General features: G+C 57.2%; 19 protein-coding genes. 10 read left to right on the forward strand and 9 right to left on the reverse strand.

Annotation, left to right across the window (positions count from 1 at the left end):
- Nucleotides 1–428 precede the first annotated feature (428 nt).
- A complete protein-coding gene (locus AC0V6X_RS02425) occupies nt 429–1,256 on the reverse strand; it encodes a LytTR family DNA-binding domain-containing protein (RefSeq protein WP_486183002.1) in 828 nt (275 codons plus the stop codon).
- 528 nt (nt 1,257–1,784) lie between these two features.
- On the opposite strand from AC0V6X_RS02425, the gene AC0V6X_RS02430 reads away from it, so the two are divergent.
- Nucleotides 1,785–2,591 (forward strand): IclR family transcriptional regulator domain-containing protein, encoded by an 807-nt coding sequence (locus AC0V6X_RS02430; RefSeq protein ID WP_486183003.1) that lies wholly within the window; start codon nt 1,785–1,787, stop codon nt 2,589–2,591.
- A gap of 19 nt (nt 2,592–2,610) precedes the next feature.
- On the opposite strand, the gene AC0V6X_RS02435 is transcribed toward AC0V6X_RS02430, so the two are convergent.
- The 3 genes from AC0V6X_RS02435 to AC0V6X_RS02445 are packed head-to-tail and all read right to left on the reverse strand — an operon-like array spanning nt 2,611 to nt 6,307.
- The gene (locus AC0V6X_RS02435; RefSeq protein ID WP_486183004.1) at nt 2,611–3,810 is read right to left on the reverse strand and encodes a class I SAM-dependent methyltransferase; all 1,200 of its coding nucleotides are present in this window, start codon (nt 3,808–3,810) and stop codon (nt 2,611–2,613) included.
- Nucleotides 3,807–4,997 carry an MFS transporter gene (locus tag AC0V6X_RS02440; RefSeq protein WP_486183005.1) on the reverse strand — a complete coding sequence of 397 codons (1,191 nt, stop codon included), beginning with the start codon at nt 4,995–4,997 and terminating at the stop codon, nt 3,807–3,809. Before AC0V6X_RS02440 ends, AC0V6X_RS02435 begins: the two co-directional genes overlap by 4 nt.
- Nucleotides 4,998–5,041: 44 nt before the next feature.
- The gene (locus tag AC0V6X_RS02445; protein WP_486183006.1) at nt 5,042–6,307 is read right to left on the reverse strand and encodes a hypothetical protein; all 1,266 of its coding nucleotides are present in this window, start codon (nt 6,305–6,307) and stop codon (nt 5,042–5,044) included.
- Between the two features lie 216 nt (nt 6,308–6,523).
- Here AC0V6X_RS02445 and AC0V6X_RS02450 point away from each other — a divergent pair, with 216 nt between their 5' ends.
- From AC0V6X_RS02450 to AC0V6X_RS02485, 8 genes are all read left to right on the forward strand, one after another.
- Nucleotides 6,524–7,717, forward strand: coding sequence for a class I SAM-dependent methyltransferase (locus AC0V6X_RS02450; protein WP_486183007.1), 1,194 nt, complete (start codon nt 6,524–6,526; stop codon nt 7,715–7,717).
- Nucleotides 7,718–7,720: 3 nt separating this feature from the next.
- A complete protein-coding gene (locus AC0V6X_RS02455; protein WP_486183008.1) occupies nt 7,721–8,083 on the forward strand; it encodes a hypothetical protein in 363 nt (120 codons plus the stop codon).
- Nucleotides 8,084–8,214: 131 nt separating this feature from the next.
- On the forward strand, nt 8,215–9,627 hold the full coding sequence (locus tag AC0V6X_RS02460; RefSeq protein ID WP_486183009.1) for an MmgE/PrpD family protein: 1,413 nt from the start codon (nt 8,215–8,217) through the stop codon (nt 9,625–9,627).
- Complete coding sequence (locus AC0V6X_RS02465; protein WP_486183010.1) at nt 9,624–10,034, forward strand: nuclear transport factor 2 family protein; 411 nt, start codon at nt 9,624–9,626, stop codon at nt 10,032–10,034. The genes AC0V6X_RS02460 and AC0V6X_RS02465 overlap by 4 nt, the downstream gene beginning before the upstream one ends.
- Nucleotides 10,035–10,066: 32 nt before the next feature.
- Entirely contained in the window at nt 10,067–10,582 is a 516-nt protein-coding gene (locus tag AC0V6X_RS02470) for a DUF3598 domain-containing protein (RefSeq protein ID WP_486183011.1), read from the forward strand.
- A gap of 151 nt (nt 10,583–10,733) precedes the next feature.
- Nucleotides 10,734–13,148: a TonB-dependent receptor gene (locus AC0V6X_RS02475; protein ID WP_486183012.1), complete on the forward strand. Its 2,415-nt coding sequence runs from the start codon at nt 10,734–10,736 to the stop codon at nt 13,146–13,148.
- Between the two features lie 29 nt (nt 13,149–13,177).
- Complete coding sequence (locus AC0V6X_RS02480) at nt 13,178–14,221, forward strand: DUF1838 family protein (protein ID WP_486183013.1); 1,044 nt, start codon at nt 13,178–13,180, stop codon at nt 14,219–14,221.
- Between the two features lie 237 nt (nt 14,222–14,458).
- A complete protein-coding gene (locus AC0V6X_RS02485; RefSeq protein WP_486183014.1) occupies nt 14,459–14,959 on the forward strand; it encodes a hypothetical protein in 501 nt (166 codons plus the stop codon).
- 93 nt (nt 14,960–15,052) lie between these two features.
- Here the strand turns inward: AC0V6X_RS02485 and AC0V6X_RS02490 are convergent, their stop codons facing one another.
- A complete protein-coding gene (locus AC0V6X_RS02490; protein ID WP_486183015.1) occupies nt 15,053–15,742 on the reverse strand; it encodes a LamG-like jellyroll fold domain-containing protein in 690 nt (229 codons plus the stop codon).
- Between the two features lie 29 nt (nt 15,743–15,771).
- Nucleotides 15,772–17,931: an MAC/perforin domain-containing protein gene (locus tag AC0V6X_RS02495; RefSeq protein ID WP_486183016.1), complete on the reverse strand. Its 2,160-nt coding sequence runs from the start codon at nt 17,929–17,931 to the stop codon at nt 15,772–15,774.
- A gap of 172 nt (nt 17,932–18,103) precedes the next feature.
- Between AC0V6X_RS02495 and AC0V6X_RS02500 the strand changes: the two genes are divergently transcribed.
- On the forward strand, nt 18,104–20,149 hold the full coding sequence (locus AC0V6X_RS02500) for a sensor histidine kinase (protein WP_486183017.1): 2,046 nt from the start codon (nt 18,104–18,106) through the stop codon (nt 20,147–20,149).
- Nucleotides 20,150–20,171: 22 nt separating this feature from the next.
- Here the strand turns inward: AC0V6X_RS02500 and AC0V6X_RS02505 are convergent, their stop codons facing one another.
- From AC0V6X_RS02505 to AC0V6X_RS02515, 3 genes are read right to left on the reverse strand one after another with little or no spacing between them, the layout of a single operon-like run.
- A complete protein-coding gene (locus AC0V6X_RS02505; protein WP_486183018.1) occupies nt 20,172–20,849 on the reverse strand; it encodes a response regulator in 678 nt (225 codons plus the stop codon).
- A 41-nt stretch (nt 20,850–20,890) separates the two neighbouring features.
- Nucleotides 20,891–22,207 (reverse strand): MliC family protein, encoded by a 1,317-nt coding sequence (locus AC0V6X_RS02510; protein WP_486183019.1) that lies wholly within the window; start codon nt 22,205–22,207, stop codon nt 20,891–20,893.
- Nucleotides 22,208–22,234: 27 nt separating this feature from the next.
- Nucleotides 22,235–22,873: a DUF1036 domain-containing protein gene (locus AC0V6X_RS02515; RefSeq protein ID WP_486183020.1), complete on the reverse strand. Its 639-nt coding sequence runs from the start codon at nt 22,871–22,873 to the stop codon at nt 22,235–22,237.
- Nucleotides 22,874–22,882: the final 9 nt, after the last annotated feature.

Here is a 22,882-nt window from a genome sequence, read left to right on the forward strand (position 1 = left end):
TGGCCTTTTTTGCTGCGCCTGAACTCCCGCTCCACCGAAATCACCGTGATTATCGGCTAGGGACTATCGTCGTCCGCTTTTGCCTCTGGTAGCCGACCTTTGGAAAGCATGAGCATGTCACCAAAAGCGGGCACAAGTTAGAGACAAGTTCGCTATCTGACTGCCTCCACCGCCACCTACCTGCTCTTTTGGGATTTCCATGATTGGTAAGGTCTTGTCAGACTAACTGTTCCCGATTGAGTAGGTGTACGAGGCGGCGAGGGCTGGTCGAACGCATCACTTCAGGCCAGCCGGCTCGGGGTTCGTGGATGCGGTTTGGTCTGCTGTTCGAAACGGATATCAGCTGCCAGCGCACGCGTCGCTAACGTGGCATCACGCAGGAGCGCTGACTGCGCTCCGAGCCCCACTGGATCACCAGACCGGGTAAATCATGCGAGATCGGCCCATTTTCGACGGACGATACCAATGTTCGTTTGGCTGACCGGTACGCTGCGCCCATCTTCAAGAAGAATACTTAAAGCCTTGCCATCGTCTTCCAGCTTCTTGACGGCATCCGATGCGACCCACCAGGAACGATGAACCCGAATACCAAGGTCCATTGCTTCCAGCTCAATGACTGCATCGCCAAAGCGATAAAGGAGACGGGCATTGCCTGTTGCGCCGTACACCTCGATATAGTGCTTATCAGCCTCGAGCGCCAAAATATTGTCGCGCAGGTGGTTCGGGACCTTGGTCAGGAAGACCGAGGCTGAAGGCTCGGCGTTGTCGGCGCCGCCCGCTGCTTTGTTGCGAGACAACCAGCGGAAGAAGACCCCGTCACCGGATCCCCATTCATAGATGAAGTGCATGGCGATCCAGAACGGCCCAAAGTAAATCTGATCCGGAGTCAGGAAGGCCTCGATTGGATCACCCCAGACAGCCCGTCCATCGCGAGTTGTTGCCTCTAGCAGGCCGGGGAAAAACGGATCCAGCAGGCGCATATTCAGGTTGGAATAGAAGTACCCAAGGACGATCGCGAGCACCGTTCCAATAACCAGCGCTATCAACGGTGAGATCGAAAGCCTGCGCGTGGCTGCTAGCAAGAGATAGATGCAGCCCGCACCGATCAGGAACATTGGCAGAAGAAAGCCTGTGAAAAGCAGGATCGATTCAGACCTTGATAGGTCGGGCATCCATGCACTTCCACGCGCACCAAACAAGGCCGCTAGTGCAAGGGGTAATGCAATGTAGAGAATGGCAAAGCGGCGAATAACCATCACAAGAGCCTAGTTTAACGAACGGCAATCGACAATCGGCTTGGGGCGAACTTGACGCTTCTGGCAAGTGTGGATCGGCATTGGCCTGTTCCTGAGCCGAAGATTGCGCTGGATGCAACTCTATAGCGCCACGCGTTCCGCCGCAATTATGCAGGGTTTGGTGGTGATGCGCGCAGCGAGCCGAGCCATCCGGTTCTTGGACCAGTCCAAAAGAGCGAATGCAGAACGAATCACGCGCTCAGCTGGTTTCGAGGTCACAAAGACTTTTGCACAAGCGGCGAAAAGCACGGATCGTTCGTGCTGCACGAACGCGATTTCGTGCTTCCTATTGGCTCGCTTGTGCATCCCCTTCGAATATCGGGTCAGGCCGCGATTGACGCCTCCGGCACTTCTCGGCCCTCATCCTGACTAACTGCACTTTTGCCGTTTCCGGGTATCGCCACAACGGGCCGCGCAGCAACGGGTCGCAACGTGGGGTCTTGCGAGACTTCGCGAGAAGTCCGCTCATCAAGAGGAGGCCGTAACTCTGTGTCCATCCATGAACCAGATCGCGGGATACCCATTCGCGCATTGAGCCGCGGCCTGACCGTCATTCAGATCATCAGTCGGCTGGGACCGATTTCAATGATGGAGATCTCGCGGGAGGTCGATCTTCCCTATCCCACGGCTGCTCGGATCGTGCAGAGCTTGATGCATGAGGGGTATATTGAGCGGGAGCAGACGCGCAAACACTATCGTGTCACGGGACTGGTCCAGACCCTTTCGACCGGATTTCAGGCAGCGGATCGCCTCGTGACCTTAGCCCGCCACCATTTGGCAGACTTGACCGAGGAAGTGGGTTGGCCAGTTTCACTCGCGACGAGAGTTGGCACCAGCATGATGGTGCGAGAATCCACGCATGGTCAGTCTTCGATGACCTTCGCAAACTATTTTGCAGGCTTTACGCTTCCCATATCACAATGCGCCTCAGGCAAGGCCTATCTCGCATTCTGCGACGATGCGGAGCGCGCAGCAATTGTCGATGGTTGGCAATTTGGTGAAAGTGAGGCCTCGGAGATTGGCCTTGCTTTGGTTTGCGATGATGTCGCCCTCGCGACCATTCGCCAGCGCGGATATGCCGTCAATACACGCAATGCCTACACGGCCGATGCTGGCAAAACGTCTGCGATTGCTGTGCCAATCCTTTGGCAATCAGGTCAGATCGCAGGGACATTGTCGCTGATCTATTTCGCAACCTCGATGAGCCATCAAGAGGCGGGCGAAAAATACTATCACTTGCTCAACGAAAAGGCGGAAAAGATATCCGCAGAACTCGCCTTCGCCGGCGGCATGTAGCGATCCGCATTTGGCTTTCTCAAGATTTCCAAGCGCCAAAAGCATGCCATGCTGGAGCGCGACCGTGATCTTCGGTTTCCCCGTTGGTTGCAGTCAGTGAAAAAACCGTTTGATCCACTTCGGCCCGCACGTGGGTTTCGAACAATTCATCCTCGTTGAAGCCAGCTTCGATCATGACGGCGTTCAGATCAATCGAGTGCATCGAAGACCAGAACGGCTCGTTGTTGTTGAACGCGTCCCAATCGCGGATGAACTGTTCATAGAGTGGCATTTCGTCGGTGTAAGCGGGCTGCTCTAGGTGGAACATTACCCCACCAGAGGCGAGCGTTCGGTATCCCTCGGCAATAATCCGGGGGAGTGCAGTGCGGCTGGTCTCATGCAGAAACATGGTTGTTTGAACCCAGTCAAAGCAGCCATCGTCAAACCGCGAAAGATCCTCCGCGTTGAGTTGGAGGAAGGTTATATTATCTGCGCCCAGTGATTTCGCCCGCGCATGGCCATAGCGCAGCACGGGCGCCGCTGTATCGACTGCGATGATTTCTGTTTCCGGGAACGCCAACGCCAGCGGGACAATGTTGTGGCCGACAGTGCAGCCAATATCGAGTATCCGGCGCGGGACCCAGCCCGGCTTTGTCTCCTTGATCCATTTGACCAGCGCTTGCCCACCACCATCAGACAATGCGCCGATGCTGCCAGCGGTGGTGGCGAAGATACCGCAATCATAATTGGCCCCAGCCGACACATCGCCAGGGAATTCTTCGCCATGATAGCTGCCGGGCATGCAATGGATGTCCACCGCTGCCTGATAACGCGGCGTTTCGACTGTGGGGTCGAGCACCAGCCGATTGCTTCCATCATTCAGCGCCTCGACGTGTTCAACGATGTGATCAATCTGGCTAAGCGTTTGCATGCGCCCCTGTTGCTGACGATATTCCATGGAATTGCGCCTTATTGCGCTCCACGCCTGGTGCCATGGGTTGCGGTTCATCGCTTTGCGGATCTCAAAGCGATCCTTGGGCTCGCGGCCATGCTCTTTCACAAATTCCGGCAGGACTTGCTTGTCATAGGCCAGCTTGTTTCCCGGACCCAGCGCGCTTGAGAGATAGCGATTGAAATTGGCGAGGAAATTGAAGCGCGCCGCATCATCATGGCGCGGCTTGGGGAACACGTCGTGCTGCTGCACCGCAGTGTAAGGCGGGGCACTATCAGGGCGCTTCATTTGTGTTCTCCATCCGCTTTGCTGCTCCAGTTTGGATAGCGGCCAAGGACGAGCAGAACGAGCCCGCCAAAAGCAAACAACCCCATCGCTGTCCAAAGAGCCAGGTCATAGTTGCCCGACTGGTCCCTTATGCTGCCATAGAGCGTGGCCGACAGCGAAGAGAAAATGCCAAAAGGCATGTAGAGAAAGCCATAGATCCGGCCATAGGATTTCATCCCGAAATATCGGCTGGCCAAGTAAGCGATCATATCGCTTTCCGCCCCAGCGGCAAAGCCAAGGCAGTAGGCCGCGACAAAGATAACACTGGCGGGCGTTGACGTGCCAATCAGGAAGTAACACGCAATCACTGGCAGGAGGAGGACTGGCACCGCAACACCGGGCGCCCAGAACCGGTCGAACAGCAAGCCAACGATAATGCGTCCAGAGAAGATACCGGCGGCAACGATGCTCATTACATTGGCGGCGGAGCCCGGACTGATGCCGTGAAACTGAACCATCTGCACCATGTGAATATGCGCCCCTCCGTAAGCGAGCGCGATGCAGGTGATGGAGATGAAAAGGACCCAGAAACGGTATCCAAGCAAGGTTTCACGCAAGGCGAGGCCGACAAGGTCAGAAGCAGCTTTTGCATCGCTATTTGGGCGCTCTTCAGGGTGCGGATCCCTGAACAGAAAGAGCGCAAGCGGAAAGCCGATAAAGAGCGGCAAAGCGGCGAGCACGAGAAAAACATTACGCCAACCATCGGCAGAAAGCGCTGCATTGGCAATCTGCGGCACGACCAGCCCTGCAAGGCTGGTGCCGAGTAGCAGAATGCCGAGAGCCAACCCTCTATTTTGGTCGAACCACAGATTGATAGTGCGGCTCCATGAGACAGGCGTTGAGCCAATTCCGACCACTCCGATCAGCGCCCAAATCGCGTAAAAGGCGGCTAAGCTGTCGGGCACAAAGGCCATCGACCCGAAGGCGAGGCCAAAGCCTATCAGCGATGCAAGCGCGACTGGTTTGGTCCCAAAGCGGTCTGCCAAGGCTCCGACAGCGGGGGCAAGCAGCGCGCCGACCGTGCCGTAGATGGCAATGCCGATACTGATCTCTTGGAACGACCAGCCCATCGCCCCATTGATCGGGCCGATTACTATGGGGAGGGTGTTGAAGGGAACCGGCGATGCGCCAGTTGCTACCCCAGTCATCCCGGCGAAAAGAGGTTTCCACCCGCGCTTGAATTCACCTGACTTCACGGAGCAGGCACTTCCTCAACCGCATCACCCATCGTTTCTTTCTTGAGGATATTGATGAGAGCTGCGCGCCGGGCCGGATCTTCCTCATTCCCCGACGAGACGATCATTGTCGTACCCGGAGCAAAGACATCCGGATTTGCGATCAAGGCGTCCATCAGCTCATCAGTCCATACCTCTCCTGCCCTTCCGTGGGCCGCCATGCCTTCGGTGTAATTGAAATTGGGCACAGTCCCGATCTCACGGCCGAAGATCCCATAAAGATTGGGGCCAGCCAGGTGTTTCTCGCCTTGCTTCATCGTGTGGCAGAAGGTGCACCATTTGTAATTTTCAACGCGTACGTCTCGTTCCAGATCGGTCTCTGGTGTGACTTGGACGGTGATGATCGGGTCGGGGTGCGACGTCACGCCTTCGGGCGCTACGACCATCACCCCGCTTTCGATGGGGCTCACACGGAACATGCCATAGGGTCCGTAGATCCCAACTAGGCTGAGCGCGAAGGCAAGGGAAACTGCGATCACTCCCATGCCGGGCAAGTTTTCCGCCCTGACTTCGCCTGAACCAGGAGCACGCTTGAACAGCCTGGCAAGGCCCCAGACCACTGCGCAAATCCCGACAAAGATGAGAACCGCAAACGGGCCTTTCTCATAGCCGTCAAAGGTGGCCGAAACAAAGAACGTGAACGCGCCGTTGAGAAAGGTGAAGAGGCCAAATCCCATCGGGAAGGAAGCATGCAATCCCTGACCGTAAACAAACAGAAAGACCGCTGCTGTCAGCAAAGTCACCAATGTCAACACAAGCACCGCAAAGCCCAAAGCGGCGTGGAAATAGCCATTGAAGAGCCATATCGCGCGGTCCTCGCCGATCAGGGCAGGGAGGTCTATAAAGCCGAAGAAATAAAGGTCATATCCGCTTCCCCAACCGCTCAAAATGCCAAAAATCCACGCGCTTGAGAGTAGCAGCGCTGTGATGAACGCGAGTGCATGCGCCCACTGATTGGCTCTCACGCTTAAGCGCGGATTGGCGGGTTCCTTGCGAGACTTCCAAAGCCGGACCAGCACCCAAATACTAAGCACAGTAAGCACAAGCCCGATTGAATAATGCCAACCGCGATAAATCTCGCGCATCGCATTGGCCTTGTCCTCACGCGGCATCAGCATCGTGGTGATGCTCATAGCGAAATAGGCGAGCGCCCAAGCATTGCCTAGCAATGCGTTGGAGATGGGCCCTTTCGAAGCCGCCGCGTCGCTTGTGTCCTGCTGCATATTTTTCGCTCGCTTCCCACTGAATTGCTGTGTGCGGAGCCGCGACCGAAGGCTGCAAGTTCCACTTTCATTTGAAGCAGTCTGCACAACAACACCGAGACTTGCGAATTTTCGCGACGAATCCTCGCAGTTCGAGAAGAACCAAAAAATGCACCTTTAGGCACCAGCTTTGGACCGACAGTGTAGTTCCCAATCTCTCGTCAGGACAGTCGCCAAATGGAAGAATTTGTCTCAGGTCAAGCCGCCCATGATCTCCTGGTTTCGGGCAACCACGATGATCGCTCGCGGCAGGAATTTGCGATGAGTTTGAAGGGGTTTACTCAGGATGAGCTGCTCCCCGGGCTGGAGCCCATATTTGCAGGTCGGGTGTCCAAATCGTTTGCCAAAGAGCATGGCCACCCCCCAAGCGACCGCCACCAGATCCGCAAAGGCATGGTTCAAGATCCGTACTTTCAGACGTATGCCATGACCAACCGGGTCGCTCAGGAATTGCTATGGGCATCGGTGCAAGCGCCGATTGAGCGCGACTTTGATGCAATCAACCAAAAGGCAGCTGAACTATCGGCAAGCACTAACGCGACGCTTGAGAGCAGCGAGGACTTTGACGTTCCCAAGTATGTGAGCGCGCTTGATATCCACTGCATGCCGGGCGGATATGTAACCGCAGAAAACGCACAAGATGTTTCCGCTGGCGCGCTCTATGACCGCGGCGTCTATCTTTATTCGATGGGCATGATGGGCCCTGACAATGACGATATGGGCCGCTCTGTGTGTCACTATATCCAGCGCAATCTCGACGGGTTCGAGCCAACTGCGATCCTCGATATGGGCTGCACAATTGGCCATTCGACCTTGCCGTACAAGGAACTCTTCCCGGATGCCGAAGTCACCGGAATTGACGTAGGAGGGCCATGTATCCGCTATGCCCATGCACGCGCAGCGGCGAAGGATTTGGAAGTCGCATTCCTTCAGCGTGACGCCTCACAAACGGGATTTGCCGATGAGAGTTTTGACCTCATCGTCAGCCATATCCTGCTGCATGAGACCAGCGGCAAAGCGATGCCTGCGATCTTCCACGAATGCCATCGGCTGCTCAAACCCGGTGGCTACATGATCCATGCCGACCTGCCGCCCTTTCACAAGATGGGGCCGTATATGCAGTTCATTCTGGACAACGAGACTTACTACAACAACGAGCCCTTCTGGGGCGCTATGCGCGAGCTTGATCAGGAGAAGATGGCCAAGGACGCTGGGTTTCCTGAAACGAGCGTTCGCTTCGACACAGCTCCGATGGCTATCCTGGAAGCGATGGGTGCGCATCCACCCGCCAGTCCAGAAGACGACGACTTCGCCGCAGGTGAATTCGCACCCGGCGGGGGCTGGGAAGTGCTGATCGCACGGAAAGGGTAAGCCATGGAATTTAGCGCCAAAACCAACCGCATGCCGAAATTCGCTAAGGGCAAACGCCCGCAATTCTACCGCGAAGACGGGCTCGATGAAGCGATGTCCATGATCCTCGTCCTGGCGAGCGAGTTTTCCGCTATGCGCGACCGGCTAGACACGATCGAAAAGATCGCCGAGGCCAAAGGCATCATTCTCGCCGATGAGATCGAGCAATACGCACCTGACCAAGCGACCGCTGCGGCGCGCGTGGATCGGCGCAAAGCGTTGTTGGATCAGCTCTACTACCTGACGTTGAAACGCGCTGAAGAGCAATCCACGAATGACGATTTCAAGCGCTACGAAACCGCACTTGAAGAGATTGCGCGCGGCTAGAATTGCTCGAGCTGGCAAGGGCCGCCACAGCCGGGATTGTTCGCCAGTTGAGCAGTGATGCTCGCTCCGCGATGAAGGCCAATGTGAGGCCCGCCTTTCGCGTTTGACGCTTGTATTGGGACAGCATGACGATGGCGTTTCACAACCCTTCTGCCGAGAAGAGACGATCGGGCGAGACAACCGGCGATCTGGTCGACCAGATCCTGAGCCTGCGCGCGCAGGGTTTGCCTGAAAATGCGCTGCGTTCCGCGAAGATGTTTCTCGCCGATACTTTGGCCACTGGCGTTGCAGGCAGAGCGAACGCGGCTAGCGAGCGGGTTCAAGCTGCAGCCCAGAAGTGGGACGCGCAGCGCAATGGGAGTTGTGCGGTACTTGGCCGTCCAGGCCTTAGCCTCTCACCCCATTCCGCTGCTGTTCTGAACGGATTTCAGATTCATTGCCTTGAATGGGATGGCCTGCATGAGCCTTCGGTGGTGATCGCGCTTTGCACGCCAGTGGCTGCGCTTATCAGCGATGCTCAAGTCGATGACCAAGCGCTTGAGGATGTGATCCTTGCCTTTGCCATTGGGGTGGAAGTCGCCGTGTTGTTCGGAGCCGCCGCTGCACAAGGCCCGCGCTTCTTCCGCCCTTCAGCGGCTGGGTTGATGGGGGCTACGGCCGCTCTGGGAATTCTGAGAGACTTTGACGCGCCCACCATGACGCGCGCGCTGGGCCTTGCCTATAGTCAGGTGTCGGGCACGATGCAGGCCCATTGGGAGGGCGCCGAAGCGCTGCCACTTCAGATCGGCATCGCGGCTCGAGCTGCCTTGAGCGCGGCGGACTTGGCCGAGCTTGGCCTGACTGCGCCGCACGATTTCGTGGATGGAAAATTTGGCTATTTCAGCCTCATTGAGGCGGGGGGAGATCCCGCAGCCTATATCGCCAAACTCGGCAAGCCTTGGGCGATCACCGAGGTGGCGCACAAACCCTTTCCTGCCGGTCGCGCGACCCAGGCCACACTCACAGCTCTGCTCGATCTCAAGGCAGAGGCGGATTTTTCGATGGAGGATGTCGCGGACATAAATGTCCATGTGCCGCCATTGACCAAGCTGCTGGTTGGGCGACCCTATGATCCGGAGATGGAAGGGGCTTATGCCCGCCTTTGCCTTGCTTGCATCGCGCCGATGATGATCCGCGATGGTCGGATTGATCCTCGCAAGTTCAACGCGGACTATTTCGCCTCGGCCCAAGCCATTGCGGATGCGGAAAAGGTCCGCGTCGCGCTCGATGAAAATCCAGATCCCAACGCGCTTGGACCTCAGCGTATCAGCGTAACCTTTGCCGATGGGCGGGTGGTCGAGCGGATTGTTGACATTCCGTTTGGTTCACCCGGCCGAGCGATGACGCGTGAGGACCAGATGGCGAAAATGCGTTTCTGCTTTGAGCTTACGGAGCTTGACGGCGATCCGGCGGAGATCTTCCGCGCGATCGAAGAGGCGGAGGCTTCGACGTCTTTCCGCGACTATCTACGCTTCTTCACTGTGGGAAAGGTTGGTGCTCCATGACCATCACTCGCGAACAATTGGTCACTGCTGGCGTTGGAAATTTCTTCAAGAAGTTGAACGCGCATGACCTTGAAGGTGTCATGGCGGGCATTGCCGAGGATTGCGAAATGCGCATTCCCTCAAGCGGCTTCACCTATACTGGCAAAGCGGCCCTGCGCGCGCATCTCGATGACTTTCTGCAAAGCTTCCCGATAGTCTGTTTTCGCGACTTCATCGTTGCCGCAGACCCTGTCGAGAGCCGCTTGGCGGTTCGCTTCAACATCTCGCTGACCGAAGAAGACGGCAACGAGACCCACATGTCGAACTGCAACTTCTTTGAAGTCGATGAAGCGGGTCTGCTCACTGACATCCTGATTTTTGCCTCCGCCCCGCTCAGCAAGGGTTTTGAGGTGGGATCGAGCACGTAACGGAAAATTTTGGAAACACAGGATTTGATACCATGAATGCTATAACTCCTATTCGAAAGTCCCTGCCGCTTCTTGCTGCCGGGGAAGGTGTTTGGGAAGGCGTCTATCGCTATTACGATGCCTTTACCGGCGAGAAGATCGACGAGCACAAGTCGCGCCTAATTTGCCGTCTTCCTGACGATGGCGACCCTGCTGACTACCATCAAACGAACCACTATTACTGGGCAGATGGGCGTCATGAGACGCGCGATTTCCCTGCCGAGTTTAGCGATGGTCGGATCTGGTGGGACAATGAACACATCAAGGGTTGGTGCACCCGCATGACCCCCGATGAGAACGAGATCAGCATGTGTCTCCACTGGCATCGTAAGAACGAAGAGGGCGTCTATCTCTATGAGATGATCCAGCACGATGCGTCCGGCCAATACAAGTCTCGCACTTGGCAATGGTTCCGCGATGGCCGGTGCTTCATGCGCACCTTGATCGATGAGAAGTTCGTCACCAAAGACTGGCGGAATTTCACCGAAATGGGCCCTCCAAGCGATTAATTCAAAACGATTGATGGCCACTTTCATCGACGTGCGAGGAAGGTGCGATAAACTCCGTTTCCCTCCGATCTGCTGACTAAGCTTCAGTGATCTAGAAAAATCACAATGAGCAAATCAGCCCATAACTGGGTCCCAAAAAGAGGGGGTAGCGGTGAGCACTACAATCAGATCAATCTTCCTGAGTTCGGTCGCAGGTGTGATCGCACTTCCGGCTTTTCCAGCATTGGCCCAAGACGCCGATTCTGGTGCCGAAGAAGCGGAGGTCAGAGGCAATCAAATCATCGTGACGGCGCGTAAGGTCGAAGAGAGTGTGCAGGATATTCCTGCCTCGATCACCGCTCTGTCTCAGCAGGATTTGGAAGATCGCCAGATTGTCCAGCTGGAAGATGTCGCACTTCAAACCCCCGGTCTGGTTTTCGAGGATTTCTCAAACGGGGGTTTTGGTTCGCCAACGATCCGTGGAACCAGTCAATTCAGCGTGACTTCGCTGGAGACCAATGTCGCTCTGTTTATCGATGGGATCAACATTCCGCGTAACTATGCATTTGATATCGGTGCGACCGAGTTTGAGCGCATTGAGGTCGTAAAGGGCCCGCAAAGTGCGCTATACGGCGCCAACGCGTTTTCCGGCGTCATCAACTACATCACGACAGAGCGCAGCCTTACCGATCTCCAAGTCGGTGGCAAGATTTCGGCGTCTGAGAATGGTGGCCTGGACCTTTTCGGGGAGCTTTCTGTCCCCGTGGTTGAGGATGTCTTCTCGCTGCGTTTCGCAATTGGTCATTCAGAATTCGATGGTGATTTTGACAATCTCCATCCGCTCGCTTCCTCCGCGCCCGATCCCGGCACCGATGAAAGCATTGGCGGTTATGAAAAATCCTCTGTGCAGGTGGGGGCAAGCTTTAGCCCGTTCGACGCGCTGACTTTGGACTTTGACTATTACCGGTTTGAGACCCTGAGCGAGCAGCAGGCCACATATCGCCTGACCCGCAATATCGATCCAGCGGTTGCCGCGCTGGGCGCATCGGCCATTCAGGATGCCAATTGCAGCAACCCCAACGGTCAAGGCTTCCAGCTGTTTTGCGGCACATTGCCTTCCACTCCTCCGACCAGTTCGCTGGGCGTGGATGGATTTGTGATTGATCCGCGTGGTTTTGGACTCGATTCAGAAGCAGAATTGTTCCGCGTCGCAGCCAACCTCGACATCACTGACGATCTCAGCCTCAGCTACCTTTATGGCGGCTATACCGGTGAGGTGTTCTCTGCAGGAAGCAGTGATCGCGATCCGCTGGTAGGCACCCGGCTGTATTTCAGCCAGTTCTTCCAGTTCCCATTCGGTGTTGCTCAGAACGCGTTTACATTCTCGCCTGTTGGCGATTTTGACTACGACACACACGAGCTGCGTCTTGCCTATGATGGCCCCAACGGCCTGTTCTTGATGGTCGGCGTCTATCATCAGGACGGTTCCGACTTCAATCAGTTCAGTGGCAACTTCATCCCGCTCGGCGTGGACAGCACGGCTGCCTTTACTGAGCCGCAAGGCAACCCAACTTCGAGCGCGATTACCGACACGGAGAAATTTGCCATCTTCGGTCGCGCGGCGCTGGCGCTGGCGGATGACCGGCTCAATATCAGTCTTGAAGGTCGCTATACCGACGAAGAGATATCCTTGACCAACTTGCTGTCTGCAGCTGGCGAAGTGTTTGTGCGTCCTGATGACTACTTGACTGGTCGTGGCAGCATCGATTTCCGACTGACGGATGATAATCTGCTCTACGCGTCCGTTGCGCGCGGCTTCAAATCGGGCGGTATCAACTCACCGGACGGCTTGGTTGATGAAGACCGGTTCTTTGGGTCAGAGACCAACTGGACCTACGAAGTGGGTTTGAAGAACAGCTTCCTCAACGGCGATGCCACCCTGAACATCGCGGCTTTCTATATCGATTGGGGCGATCTTCAGATCAACCGTCAGCCAACAGTGCCGGCGCCCTTCGTCAGCCTCATCACTGACAATATCGGAAGCGCATCGTCCAAGGGTGTCGAGATTGAGGGGTTCTGGGAATTCACCGATGGTTTCACGATCAATGGCGGTCTCGCCTACATCGACGCGACCTTCGATTCAGGCACAGTCTCTGACCGTCTGCTGACTTCTGGTTCTAGCACGTTTGGCGCAATTCCAATTTGCGATGACATCGTGTGCAACGCCAGCGGCGAAGTGGGTGGCAACTCTGTTCCGAGGAACTCGGATTGGCAATGGAATGTGGGCGTGTCGGGCGAAGTCCCCGTTACCGACAAATTCGATGGCTTTGGCCGGATCGATGTCGTCGGTCAGTCAAGCCAGTTTGTCTCCGAGATCAACTCAGCCGTTATCGAGGGCCGGACCCTTGTGAACACAGTTCTGGGTGTCCGTGGGGAGAATTGGTCAGCATCGGTCTGGGCGCGCAATCTGTTCGATAAGGAATACGTCTCCAACGCGTTCTTCATCGCTCAGTCGTTCCAGCTTGAGTACATTCCAACGCTGGGCAATCGCCGCCGGATCGGCGCGACACTTTCCTTCGACTTCTAAGCTTAACTTCATACCCCTCGGAGAACCCCATGCATCGTAGAGAGTTCGTCACCGCAGGTGCGGCCGGCACCGCAGCCCTTCTTCTCTCCACTGGTTGCGCTCAGGCACGGCCTGTGGTGGCGTCATCAACCTCGGGCGCGAGTGGCGCTGGTAGGAATATCGATGGCGACTTCCTTGACCTTACCACGCCGCGCGGGAACCGTGATGCGCTCGCCCGGATCATGGGCAATGTGGACATGAAATCGACCAAGATCGGTTGGTATTCCGGCATCGTCCAAGGCGTGCGGCCTGGGGAACCTGTGCGTGATCTGATGGGCTTCACAGGCTTTTCCTGCGCCAAGCTTCTGCCTTCTCTCGAAGGGAAAGATCCCGGCTATCGCAAAGTGCTTCGCGAGGTTGGCTATTACACCGATCTTAAGACCGGCGAGGTGATGGACACATGGTTTAACCCCTATCTCGAAGAAGAGGTGAAGGTTGTTCATATCGCTAACGACCCCTTCAATTTCGAGCTGACGGATTATGTCCCGCTTCCGCCCAATTATGGCGGCTTGAACGACCAGGAACCTCCGAAAATCCCACTTCAGTTGAATTGGGAGCGCAGAGGTGACTTTCTCGGCATGGCGCAGCGGATCAACCTGTTTTACCCATCCGCACTCCAGCCCGACAAATGGCCTCGTGAAAGCGGCGGGCCTTTCAACCGCGTGACAGAGAATTTTCTCTATCAAATGGATTGGAACGAGATGCAGGACCCCAATGCGACAGTCGTGAAGACAACGGGGTCATGGAACCGCATTACACCTTGGTTCCCCTGGATGCTGATGGGGCCGAGCGAAGGGCATATCGTCTATAATTGCTTCATGGGTTCAGGCGACACATTCGACATCGTAGATCAGGTGGCGCTTGACTATGCGGAGGCGACGCATCCCAAATATCTGACCGCTCCCGATGTCTGGGAAGAGCCATCGCTATCGTCGCTCGAATGGTATGCACGGGAGCAAACGCCTGTGCCGCTTCCAGATGATGGCGTGATCCCGGTCGCCCCCCTGGCAGAACCCACACTGCCGCGCTGGTAGTCGCGATAGGCCGGCAGCACGGCCACCTGCTCCCAAGAGTTAGCGCATCTGGTATTCATCCCATTCGCCGTGTAGTTTACAGGCCACTCCATGCTCGGAGCGGCGTTCAGGTTAGACGCCTTGAACCTGAACGCGAGACTGAGATAGGGTACCGTTTGCGTACATCTAGCCAGCAATAGAACGCAAAAGGGTTAGATGAAGCCGCGCAAGATGCGGGTGTAATGAAGGGGAAGTACGATGAGGAAGACTGCAATTCTCATGGGGGCTGCGTTGCTCACCGGTTCGATTGGCGTGGCGGTTGCTCCGCTTGAAGCACGTGGCGGGCCAAAGACCACTGCAAGCAGCGCCACTGCCAAACCGATCACCGGCAAGGGCGTCTACATCACCGCCACCACCACTCGCAAACCAGCTTCGCAGATGCGCTTGAAGCCGTCACAGCGGGCACCCAAGATTTCGCCGGCTCGCCAGGTGACTTTCAAGGAACGGGTCATCGACAAGTCGGTTGCATCAGCCACGCGCACGCTGGGACCAAAGCGGATCGCCAATCCGACGACCAGAGGCTCTGCAACCCGGACGCGCCCGGACAGTTCAGGGCCAGGCCTTGGCACACGGATGATGAATGGTATTCGCGGCTTCTTCGGTATGACGCCTAAAGCCTACCAGCAAACCGCCGCATCAACGATGATGGCGCGGGCAAGGCGGGACATGAGCTCAAAGGTGATCTTCAACGCGAAGTGAGCCTTTAGGCAAAGCCAAGCGGCAACGCACAAAAGAGGGGCAAGTCAAACCGACTTGCCCCTCTTTTTATGGTCCCAGATTGGCCGGAGCCGGTCACTCGTTGAAGACTATGCGCTGATTGGCGAAGTCGCTCATCAGCTTCATCTCAGAAAGATCGGGATGCGGATCGTCACCCAGCACGTCCGCGCGGGCGTATTTGGCGAGCATTTCAGGCTCCACCGCGACGTTCCAAATCCGCAGCGCGCCGATTTTGCCTTCGAAGGCATCATCCCCGCCACTGCCGGTTCCGATGAACAGGCCGCTTGAGGGATAGCTTTCAAAGGTCACAGGGATGTCGGCGATCAATTCCAGATCAACAGAGACGCTGATCGAGTTGCCGTAGTCGACCAGCGACACGAAGTGCAGCTCTCCATCAGTGAAGTCGAACGGCACGGCTTCGATAGCCTCGCCTGAAATGACGATGATCCCATCGCGCTCCGACGTGATCGCAACGGCATAGCTGGTGCCATCTTCGCCGGTGTTGGAGACGACGACAGGATCATAGCCTGGGTCATCGCTCCATTCAGGCTGGACCCAGAATTCGATGGTCGATTGCTCAGTTGGCGCCAAGCGATCATCGGCACCAAATGCCAATGTCTCGCTGCCATCCAGATTCAGGATGTCGATGACATAGCCATCACCGGCTTCAACGATCTCGCTATCCAAACCGCCTCCGCATGCAGCAAGGCCAGGTAGAGCGAGCCCGAGCAGGACTGCGCCGAGCATGGATTGTGTCGACTTCATTGGTGTGTTCCCCCTTTGCATTTCAACCATCAGCGAATGCGCCTGACATCGACCCGGATGCGGATTTCCGGCGCATTGCCATCGCTGCGGATGGTCTTTTCGACTGTCTCTTTGTCACCAACTTTCATGTTGCGCGGAATGCCAAACGCCCAGCCAGTGTCTCTAGCATAGCGAATGCGTTTGCGGACCAACGTAACCCGCTCACTGAATAGATCGAGATTCCAGTTGAACGTCGCTGCTCGAGCCTCGCCCAGCGGTCCCGTGACCGTGATCGGAGTGGTGCTCAAAGCGGACGTACGTCCCCCGTTGCCCCAGCAATTGATTGTCTTGTCTTCCCACCGGCCATAGGTGCGCGAGGTCACGTCGGCGAACCCTGACCCGCGCCGAGCGTTCAAAGTTATGCTGCCATCGATCAGGTGGCGTGGATTGGTCTCTAACCCGGCAGGCAGACCGCGGCTGCCTTTGTGGCAATAGAGTTCGCGCGGCGTCACCGTGTACTGTTCGGTAATGGCTGGGGCCACATCGGTTAGGTCTTGCCCAAACTGCGCGAGATATTTGGCGGTCTCAACCCGCAGACGTTCGCGAACCTCGGTGTAGACCTCAGGCTCTCCCGGAAAGTTCAAAGGGCTGAGCAATTCGTGGATCGGGCGCAGATCGGCGAGGATTGGATAGGCCGTCGGCCCGGTTGAGTGCCCTTCCTCGCTGAAGCTGCCGGTGCCGCCAACCGCTTCGAAATATTTGTCAGAATGGCTGTCGAACCGTTCATTGCCTTCGCTGCCTTCGGTGAATTGTCCTCCATTCACCGAGACGCCAAATCCGCCGATTGCGACGCCCGCCTGGCCATTGACCTCCTCCATATTGGAGCCCCATTGCGCAACGGTTGATTCTTGATACTCCAGGCTCATCGTTGCAGCGGAACCATAGGTCACAGCGTATGGGTAATGCGTGCCAAAGCGCTCGATCAGTTCAGCGTAACGGCCATAGCGACGGGCATCTTCCACCGCGTCGACAAATTCATCAGACAGGCGCGTGAATGGGCGGTCGAGGACCAGCGTGTAGAGCTTGTGCCGCGCAAAGCCAGCCACGTGAGAAACGGCTTCGCCTTCCTTCATGCCCTCGGTGCGAGAATTGGTGTAGTCCGCTCCGATCCCGGCAAAAGCGTCTTCTCCTTCAAAGCCAACCTTCGCGCCAAAAGTGGTGCGCACAGTGTTTTGATATTCGCGTTGCGTGCGGATCAGGGCGGATTGATAGACTGTCCCCTGAGCGCCTTCGGGAATGAGCTTGAGCCCCAAGGGCACTGTGCGCTTTTCAACCACAGCGAACTCCTCGGCACTGGCCGCATCGAAGATATTCCCCTTGTTGTTCAAGTTGAGCTGGCTCAAATCTTGAGCGTAAACGTCATAGCCGCGAAGGCTGGCGTCAAGGTTGTCCAGATTGCGCTCAATCATCCAAGCGTCGTTCATCGCAACACCATTGCCAAATGCGCTGGCTTGTGGGCGGTAGTAATTGGTGTCGCCGATCCGAATGCGCACGCGGCCTGTGCGGGTCACGTCGAGCGTCATGTCCCCTTCGATGCCAGGCAAGGCACCAGAGAGGGAATATTCCAATTGCGCGCCGCTGGGACGATACACTTCGCCAAGCGGCGCATCGCCGACTGGATTGGCAAAGATCCGGCCCCCTTCGCCATCAGCACGGCGGATTGATACGCCGGAGCCATCTTCATCGGCTTCCATCAGCAGGATCTGCGGAGTGACAATGGTTGAGTGGAGCAGGCTTTTGTTGAGCGAGCCGCCATTTTCGCCTTCGAACCCTTCGATCGTAACCGACTGGTCGAGCGCCAGCGGCAAGTCTTCGATCCACACGCCGTCAAGCCGATAGCGGCAATCGCCTGCATCGATAGCAGCGGCGATGTCGGCATCCGCGTCCACGTCTTGTGAAACGGTGACACGGGCGCGAGTGACGCTGGCGCTGACGACGCCGGCCTTGGCCGTGTTGTCGTCTCTGGCGTTGGAGAGGCCGCAAGCGGTGTTGATCGCCTCTTCGGTGAGGTCGGTATCAAGCGAAGCCAGTTGGGTGGTGTCTGCGCCCCCATTGCTTCCCGTGAGATCAAGATATTGATCAGCTGCAAACAGGCCGCCGCCTGCAATCCCCAGTGTCGCAACCCCGATGCCGATATGCTTCCAGTTCATTACCCCTATCCCCCTTTTCTGAACGGCAGAGACAAGGAATCTGCCGATCATCTTTTGGATACTATCACCAACGCTTCGATGCGTCGATGTTCATTTAAATACCCCCAAACATGAACAAAGCATGAGGCGGTCGTTCCAAAGTCCGTGCCCCGCCAAATCATGCGATCCCACTATGAGCATTTCGTCCGAACTGCGCTATCAGGACGTCATGGCAATGCTGGGGCGAGAGAATGGGCAGAGGATCGCGGCGATCATGCGCGGCTTTCTGCTCGTCCTTGTCATCCTGATCTGGGCAAGTGCGGGCCAACCGCTCGCCGCTCAGACTGGGGACGATGCGGTTCTGTCGCTGAGCGAGACCCGCATGGACGTTGCAACGACGACCAAGGCGCTCACCCACTTCATTGACCGGGACGCACAACTGACCTCGCAAGAAGTCTTGTCCGGAGCTGCTGACGCGCAATTGCAGCCAGTCACCAAGCGCGAGCCCAATTTCGGATTTGAGCAGAGCCCCATCTGGCTGCGTTTGCCCATCGTCAATGACGCCGACGCGGCAACCGACCGTGTGTTGCTGATGAAGACAAACTTTGTGACTGAGATCGACGTTTGGCTGAAGCGGGAAAGCGGGGTCGAGCCGTTGCTCAGTCAGGAACTCGACAGCGCCTTTGCCAGCCGGCCCATTGCGTTTCATCAACTGGCGACGCCCTTTGCTCTTGGCCCAGGGGAAGAGGCGCAGATCTGGATCCGGTACCGCACCACCGGCCTGACTGCGATGCCGGTGGAGATCCATCAGGAGCTTGGCTTTGCCACCCATGCAGCGGGCGAAATGGCGAGCAACTTTGCGTTTTATGGTGTGATGGTGATGCTGTTGCTGGCGAGCGTGTGCGCCTTTGCCATCACCCGGACGACGATCTTCCTGTGGTACGGAGGCTACGCCGCTTTCGTCACCGTCTACATCTTCCACCGCGACGGCTATGCCTTCCAATTCATCTGGCCTGAATATGGAGCGTGGAACAGCATCGCGTCGATGCCTCTCGCAGCGGCTCTGACCATATTCGCAAGCCAGTTCACGCGCGTCTATCTCGACACAGGGGAGCGCATGCGTGTCCTCGACAAAGTTTTGCTTGCCATCATCGCCGTCCACATCCTTGCCGTCACAAGCAGCCTGTTCGTCGATATCGAGCTGATCAAACAGCTGATGACGTTGAGCATTCCGGTGAGCGCGATGGTGTTCCTGGCCTCGGGTCTTTTCGCGCTGCGTCGCAAGGGGGTGAGCGCAATTGCCTTTGTGCTGGGCTGGTTCGGTATCGTCGCGGCTTCGTTCGTGACCTTTACGGCACATTGGCTTGATATCGAAGTGACCCGCGCGGCCACGCTCGACACGATGCGCACCGCGATGGTTTTCGACGCGGTGATGATGGGGCTCGCCTGTGTCAGCGTCATCACGCAATGGCGGCGCGAGCGGGAGAGCTTGCTGGCAGAACGGCTAGCTTCGGCTGAGCGCAATATGCAGCTGCGCACGCGGCTGGCGATGATTGAGCAGAACAATCAGATGGCCGAAGACATGATCGATCAGTCGACCCGGATGGTGGCCGATACAACGCATGATCTGCGCCAGCCGATCTTTTCTCTGCGCTCTGCGATCCTGAGCCTCTCTGCCAAGCCGGACCACACCGACGCCGATCTGGAGTCAATCGAAGCCTCGCTCGATTATATGGAGCAGCTGGTTGAACAGAACCTCGATCAAGCGACAGAGGCGGCTCCGATCAGCCGATCTGAGGAAGAACCGGTGCCCGCCCAGCGCTTGCTGGATGCGGTTGCAGCGATCTTTCGGGAAGAGGCGGAAGGGGCGGGCATTGAACTGCGCATTGTGCCAAGCTCAGCGACGATTAATGGCAATACCGCCGACATCTTGCGCATGCTCAGCAATCTCACCAGCAATGCGTTGGCCTATTCCGGCGCGACCAAAGTGCTGCTCGCGGTCCGTCAGCGCGAGACGGGCTTGCGGTTTGATGTGATTGACGATGGCTGCGGGATTGCGCGCTCACAAATTGAGCGCCTCAAACAGCGCGCGGTGCGAGGGGAGGGCGCGGCTGAGACGCGATCACAGGGCAAGGGATTGGGCCTGGCGATCGTTCAAGAGCTTGCGGAGAAGCTTGGCTCAAAGCTCCAGATTGCCGCGCAAGAGGGGCGGGGCAGCCGGTTCACCTTTGTGATTTGAGCTTTCAGCGAAAGCGCAGGAGTTACAGCGTTTTGGCCTGATCCATCAGCCCATCGCGGATCGCCACGGAGAGGAGCTCTGCGGCGGAGTGAACCTTCAGCTTGCGCATCAGATTGCTGCGATGTTTGTCGACTGTGTTGGCGCTGATCCCCAGCTTCTCGCCAATCACCGCGTTTGTCTCGCCGCGTGCAATGCCCATCAACACCTGCTGCTCGCGCCCGCTGAGCGCGTCATTGGGCGAGGTGTTTGCGCCTTCTGACAGTATCGCCTCAACCGATTTCGACCGCAACGTTCTCCCCGCCATAATGTGGGGCAGGGCATGGCGCAGTTCATCAAGCCGGTCTGATTTGAGGAAGATCCCCGCAACGCCCAGCTGGTCCAGCTGAGCCAGCATCCCCCGCGCTGTCAGACCGGTTAGCACGACGATCACGCAATCGGGGCACCAGCGCTTGATCTCAACCGTCGCCTCCAGCCCGCTGAGATGCGGCATGGCGATATCGCTGATGACAAGGTCGGGTTTTTCCTTGCGGATCTGAGTGATCAGTTCGAGGCCGTCCACAGCCTCTGCCACCACCTCGTAATCGTCGAGACTTTGCAAAAGCGCGGCCACGCCTTCGCGGATGAAGGGATGATCGTCTGCTATGATCGCCCGCACTGTCACAATGAGCGCGAGAGTGACGCACTGCGCGCGCCCAGTCAAACAGGCCAGTCAATCAGCGACCGGCTGACCGGCCTTGCGCCTCACATCCAGACCGGTGAGTTGTTCTTGAGATAGGCGTGCAGGCCGCTGCCTTCTTCCGCAGAAGCCAAAGCTGCTGCGTAATTCTCTCCGGCCGCGTCGCAGGCATTCTCCTCCCATTTCACCATCAGGTCGGCATTGCGCTCGGCATCCTCACTCGCTTCGCCAGCGAAGTGATTGCACAGGCTGAGCGAGGCCAGCAACTCGACGCTTGCCTTGTCCAGGCGCGGCAGATCATCGGGGAAGACTTCGGCATCCGCAATGAAGTACGCCATGGAATATTGGGTTCGCTGGGCGATGGGCGTTTCAAGCTTCCAGGACTGAACCTGAATATTGTTATCCGCTTGCAAGTCGAAGAATCCAGAGCGATTGGTGCTGATGCTCACGCGCGCCTCGGCGTTGAAGAATTCAAAGGTCACTGCGCTGTCTTCTTGCCAGATATAGCCGCCGCGCATTTCCGGCCATGCGATGCCATCGCTTTCACCGATGGTGCGGAACACCAGCCCATCGTCCTCAAGCGTGATGATCGCGCCCAGTTCCGTGCTGGTGGCGAGATAGACGATCCGGTCATTGTTGATGCAATCGCGCCGCTCTCCATCGGCCTCTACGCTGGAGAGGCCAGAGGTCGCGCTGGGCAGATCGGCTTCGCGCATGCCGGGGGCGATGAAGTGGAAGGTGGCGGTGTTTTCCGGGTCTTCTGCGGATGTCAGCGTGTAGCGGCGTTGTCCTGCGCCCGCATCGACATCGCTGACCGTGGCGGTTTTGGTTGACCATTGTGAATTGATGGCAGTGACCTGACCTGCCTCTTGCTCCTGCCTCAGCGCGAGGAAGTTTTGACCGTCATCGGCAAAGCAGATCGTCTCCATCTCATCGTATAGCGGATGGTTGGAGTTGATGACGAAGTAGTGGCCCGCCCGCGCGGCCTGCGTCGCGGGTGCTTCATCTTCCGCCTCACTCACGCGGTTGCACGTCACCCGCTCGATTGCCTCTGATTTGGCGGAGGCGGCGGTCATGAAGCTCGCTTCATCCCCTTTCACATGAAATTCGGTGATGTCCGAGGCATAGCGTTCCCCGCTTCCGGTCTGCGTTGCGGGAAGTAGGCTGGTCGCTTTGACCCCGGTGTCGCGGCCATTGGGGTAACTGACCAATACCGCGCTGTGCCCGCGCACATCGAGAAAGGTGACGTCCAGCACCGCGCCGCTTGCGCAGACAAAATTGATGGGCGGTTCGCTCTCATGATGCGAAGTCGCAAGGGCCGGCGTGGAAATGCCGCTCAGCAAAAGCGCCAGGCTCGTCAAAGTAGCGGTGCTCTTCTTCATCATCACTCTCCTTGGCTGCCAGAGCCATCAATCAACAAAGTCAAAATAGTTGAGCCGCGCAGGCTGGACGTAGAACTCGATCCCGTCGAGCATGTTTTCCTGCGTGCAGCGGGCATAGTCGGCGGCAGGGATAGTAAACCGGGCGCCCCGCTCCACACAGAACGCGCCGCCATAGCCTTCCCATGTCGTGTTGCGCCCCACAGCCATCATGTGGACGTAGCCTTCATAGGGGTCGCCTGAATCGATCACTTTGATCTCTGTGCACTCGCCTTGGTGAAGCGTCCACCAGCCCATGCTGGTCCAATTGCGCCTGCCCCCATCGATGCCCGGATCGAAATACGCGATGGCGGCATCCAGCACCTCTTCGCTGGATTTGTTGCAGATCAAAATCCCGGTTTGACTGTACGTCCCATCATATCTGGGCGGGGTTGGAGGCCGTGGCTCATCCCGCTTGCAGACCCCCGTCACTCGATTGCTGGTCTTATACAGCACCATCCCTCTATCGCAGGGGTTGAACGGGAAGATGCATGGGCGCTGGTTGTGGCCGCCACAGCCTGGACCTGCCATTGCGGGTGCTGCTATCGGACCTTGGGTGGCCGGGATGCTCGCGGTCAATGCGCCAACAATCGCCAGTGCGACAAGTTTGATTGCCGAAGATTGATGCATGTCTTGTCC

It is taken from the genome of Erythrobacter sp. S267 (assembly GCF_057365045.1).

Bases quoted from the DNA above. Each gene is read 5' to 3' on its own strand.
- AC0V6X_RS02455 (WP_486183008.1), top strand. From the start codon at position 7,721: ATGGAATTTAGCGCCAAAACCAACCGCATGCCGAAATTCGCTAAGGGC.
- AC0V6X_RS02450 (WP_486183007.1), top strand. From the start codon at position 6,524: ATGGAAGAATTTGTCTCAGGTCAAGCCGCCCATGATCTCCTGGTTTCG.
- AC0V6X_RS02465 (WP_486183010.1), top strand. From the start codon at position 9,624: ATGACCATCACTCGCGAACAATTGGTCACTGCTGGCGTTGGAAATTTC.
- AC0V6X_RS02490 (WP_486183015.1), bottom strand. From the start codon at position 15,742: ATGAAGTCGACACAATCCATGCTCGGCGCAGTCCTGCTCGGGCTCGCT.
- AC0V6X_RS02515 (WP_486183020.1), bottom strand. From the start codon at position 22,873: ATGCATCAATCTTCGGCAATCAAACTTGTCGCACTGGCGATTGTTGGC.
- AC0V6X_RS02500 (WP_486183017.1), top strand. From the start codon at position 18,104: ATGAGCATTTCGTCCGAACTGCGCTATCAGGACGTCATGGCAATGCTG.
- AC0V6X_RS02435 (WP_486183004.1), bottom strand. From the start codon at position 3,810: ATGAAGCGCCCTGATAGTGCCCCGCCTTACACTGCGGTGCAGCAGCAC.
- AC0V6X_RS02425 (WP_486183002.1), bottom strand. From the start codon at position 1,256: ATGGTTATTCGCCGCTTTGCCATTCTCTACATTGCATTACCCCTTGCA.
- AC0V6X_RS02485 (WP_486183014.1), top strand. From the start codon at position 14,459: ATGAGGAAGACTGCAATTCTCATGGGGGCTGCGTTGCTCACCGGTTCG.
- AC0V6X_RS02510 (WP_486183019.1), bottom strand. From the start codon at position 22,207: ATGAAGAAGAGCACCGCTACTTTGACGAGCCTGGCGCTTTTGCTGAGC.
- AC0V6X_RS02495 (WP_486183016.1), bottom strand. From the start codon at position 17,931: ATGAACTGGAAGCATATCGGCATCGGGGTTGCGACACTGGGGATTGCA.
- AC0V6X_RS02460 (WP_486183009.1), top strand. From the start codon at position 8,215: ATGGCGTTTCACAACCCTTCTGCCGAGAAGAGACGATCGGGCGAGACA.
- AC0V6X_RS02480 (WP_486183013.1), top strand. From the start codon at position 13,178: ATGCATCGTAGAGAGTTCGTCACCGCAGGTGCGGCCGGCACCGCAGCC.
- AC0V6X_RS02440 (WP_486183005.1), bottom strand. From the start codon at position 4,997: ATGACTGGGGTAGCAACTGGCGCATCGCCGGTTCCCTTCAACACCCTC.
- AC0V6X_RS02445 (WP_486183006.1), bottom strand. From the start codon at position 6,307: ATGCAGCAGGACACAAGCGACGCGGCGGCTTCGAAAGGGCCCATCTCC.
- AC0V6X_RS02470 (WP_486183011.1), top strand. From the start codon at position 10,067: ATGAATGCTATAACTCCTATTCGAAAGTCCCTGCCGCTTCTTGCTGCC.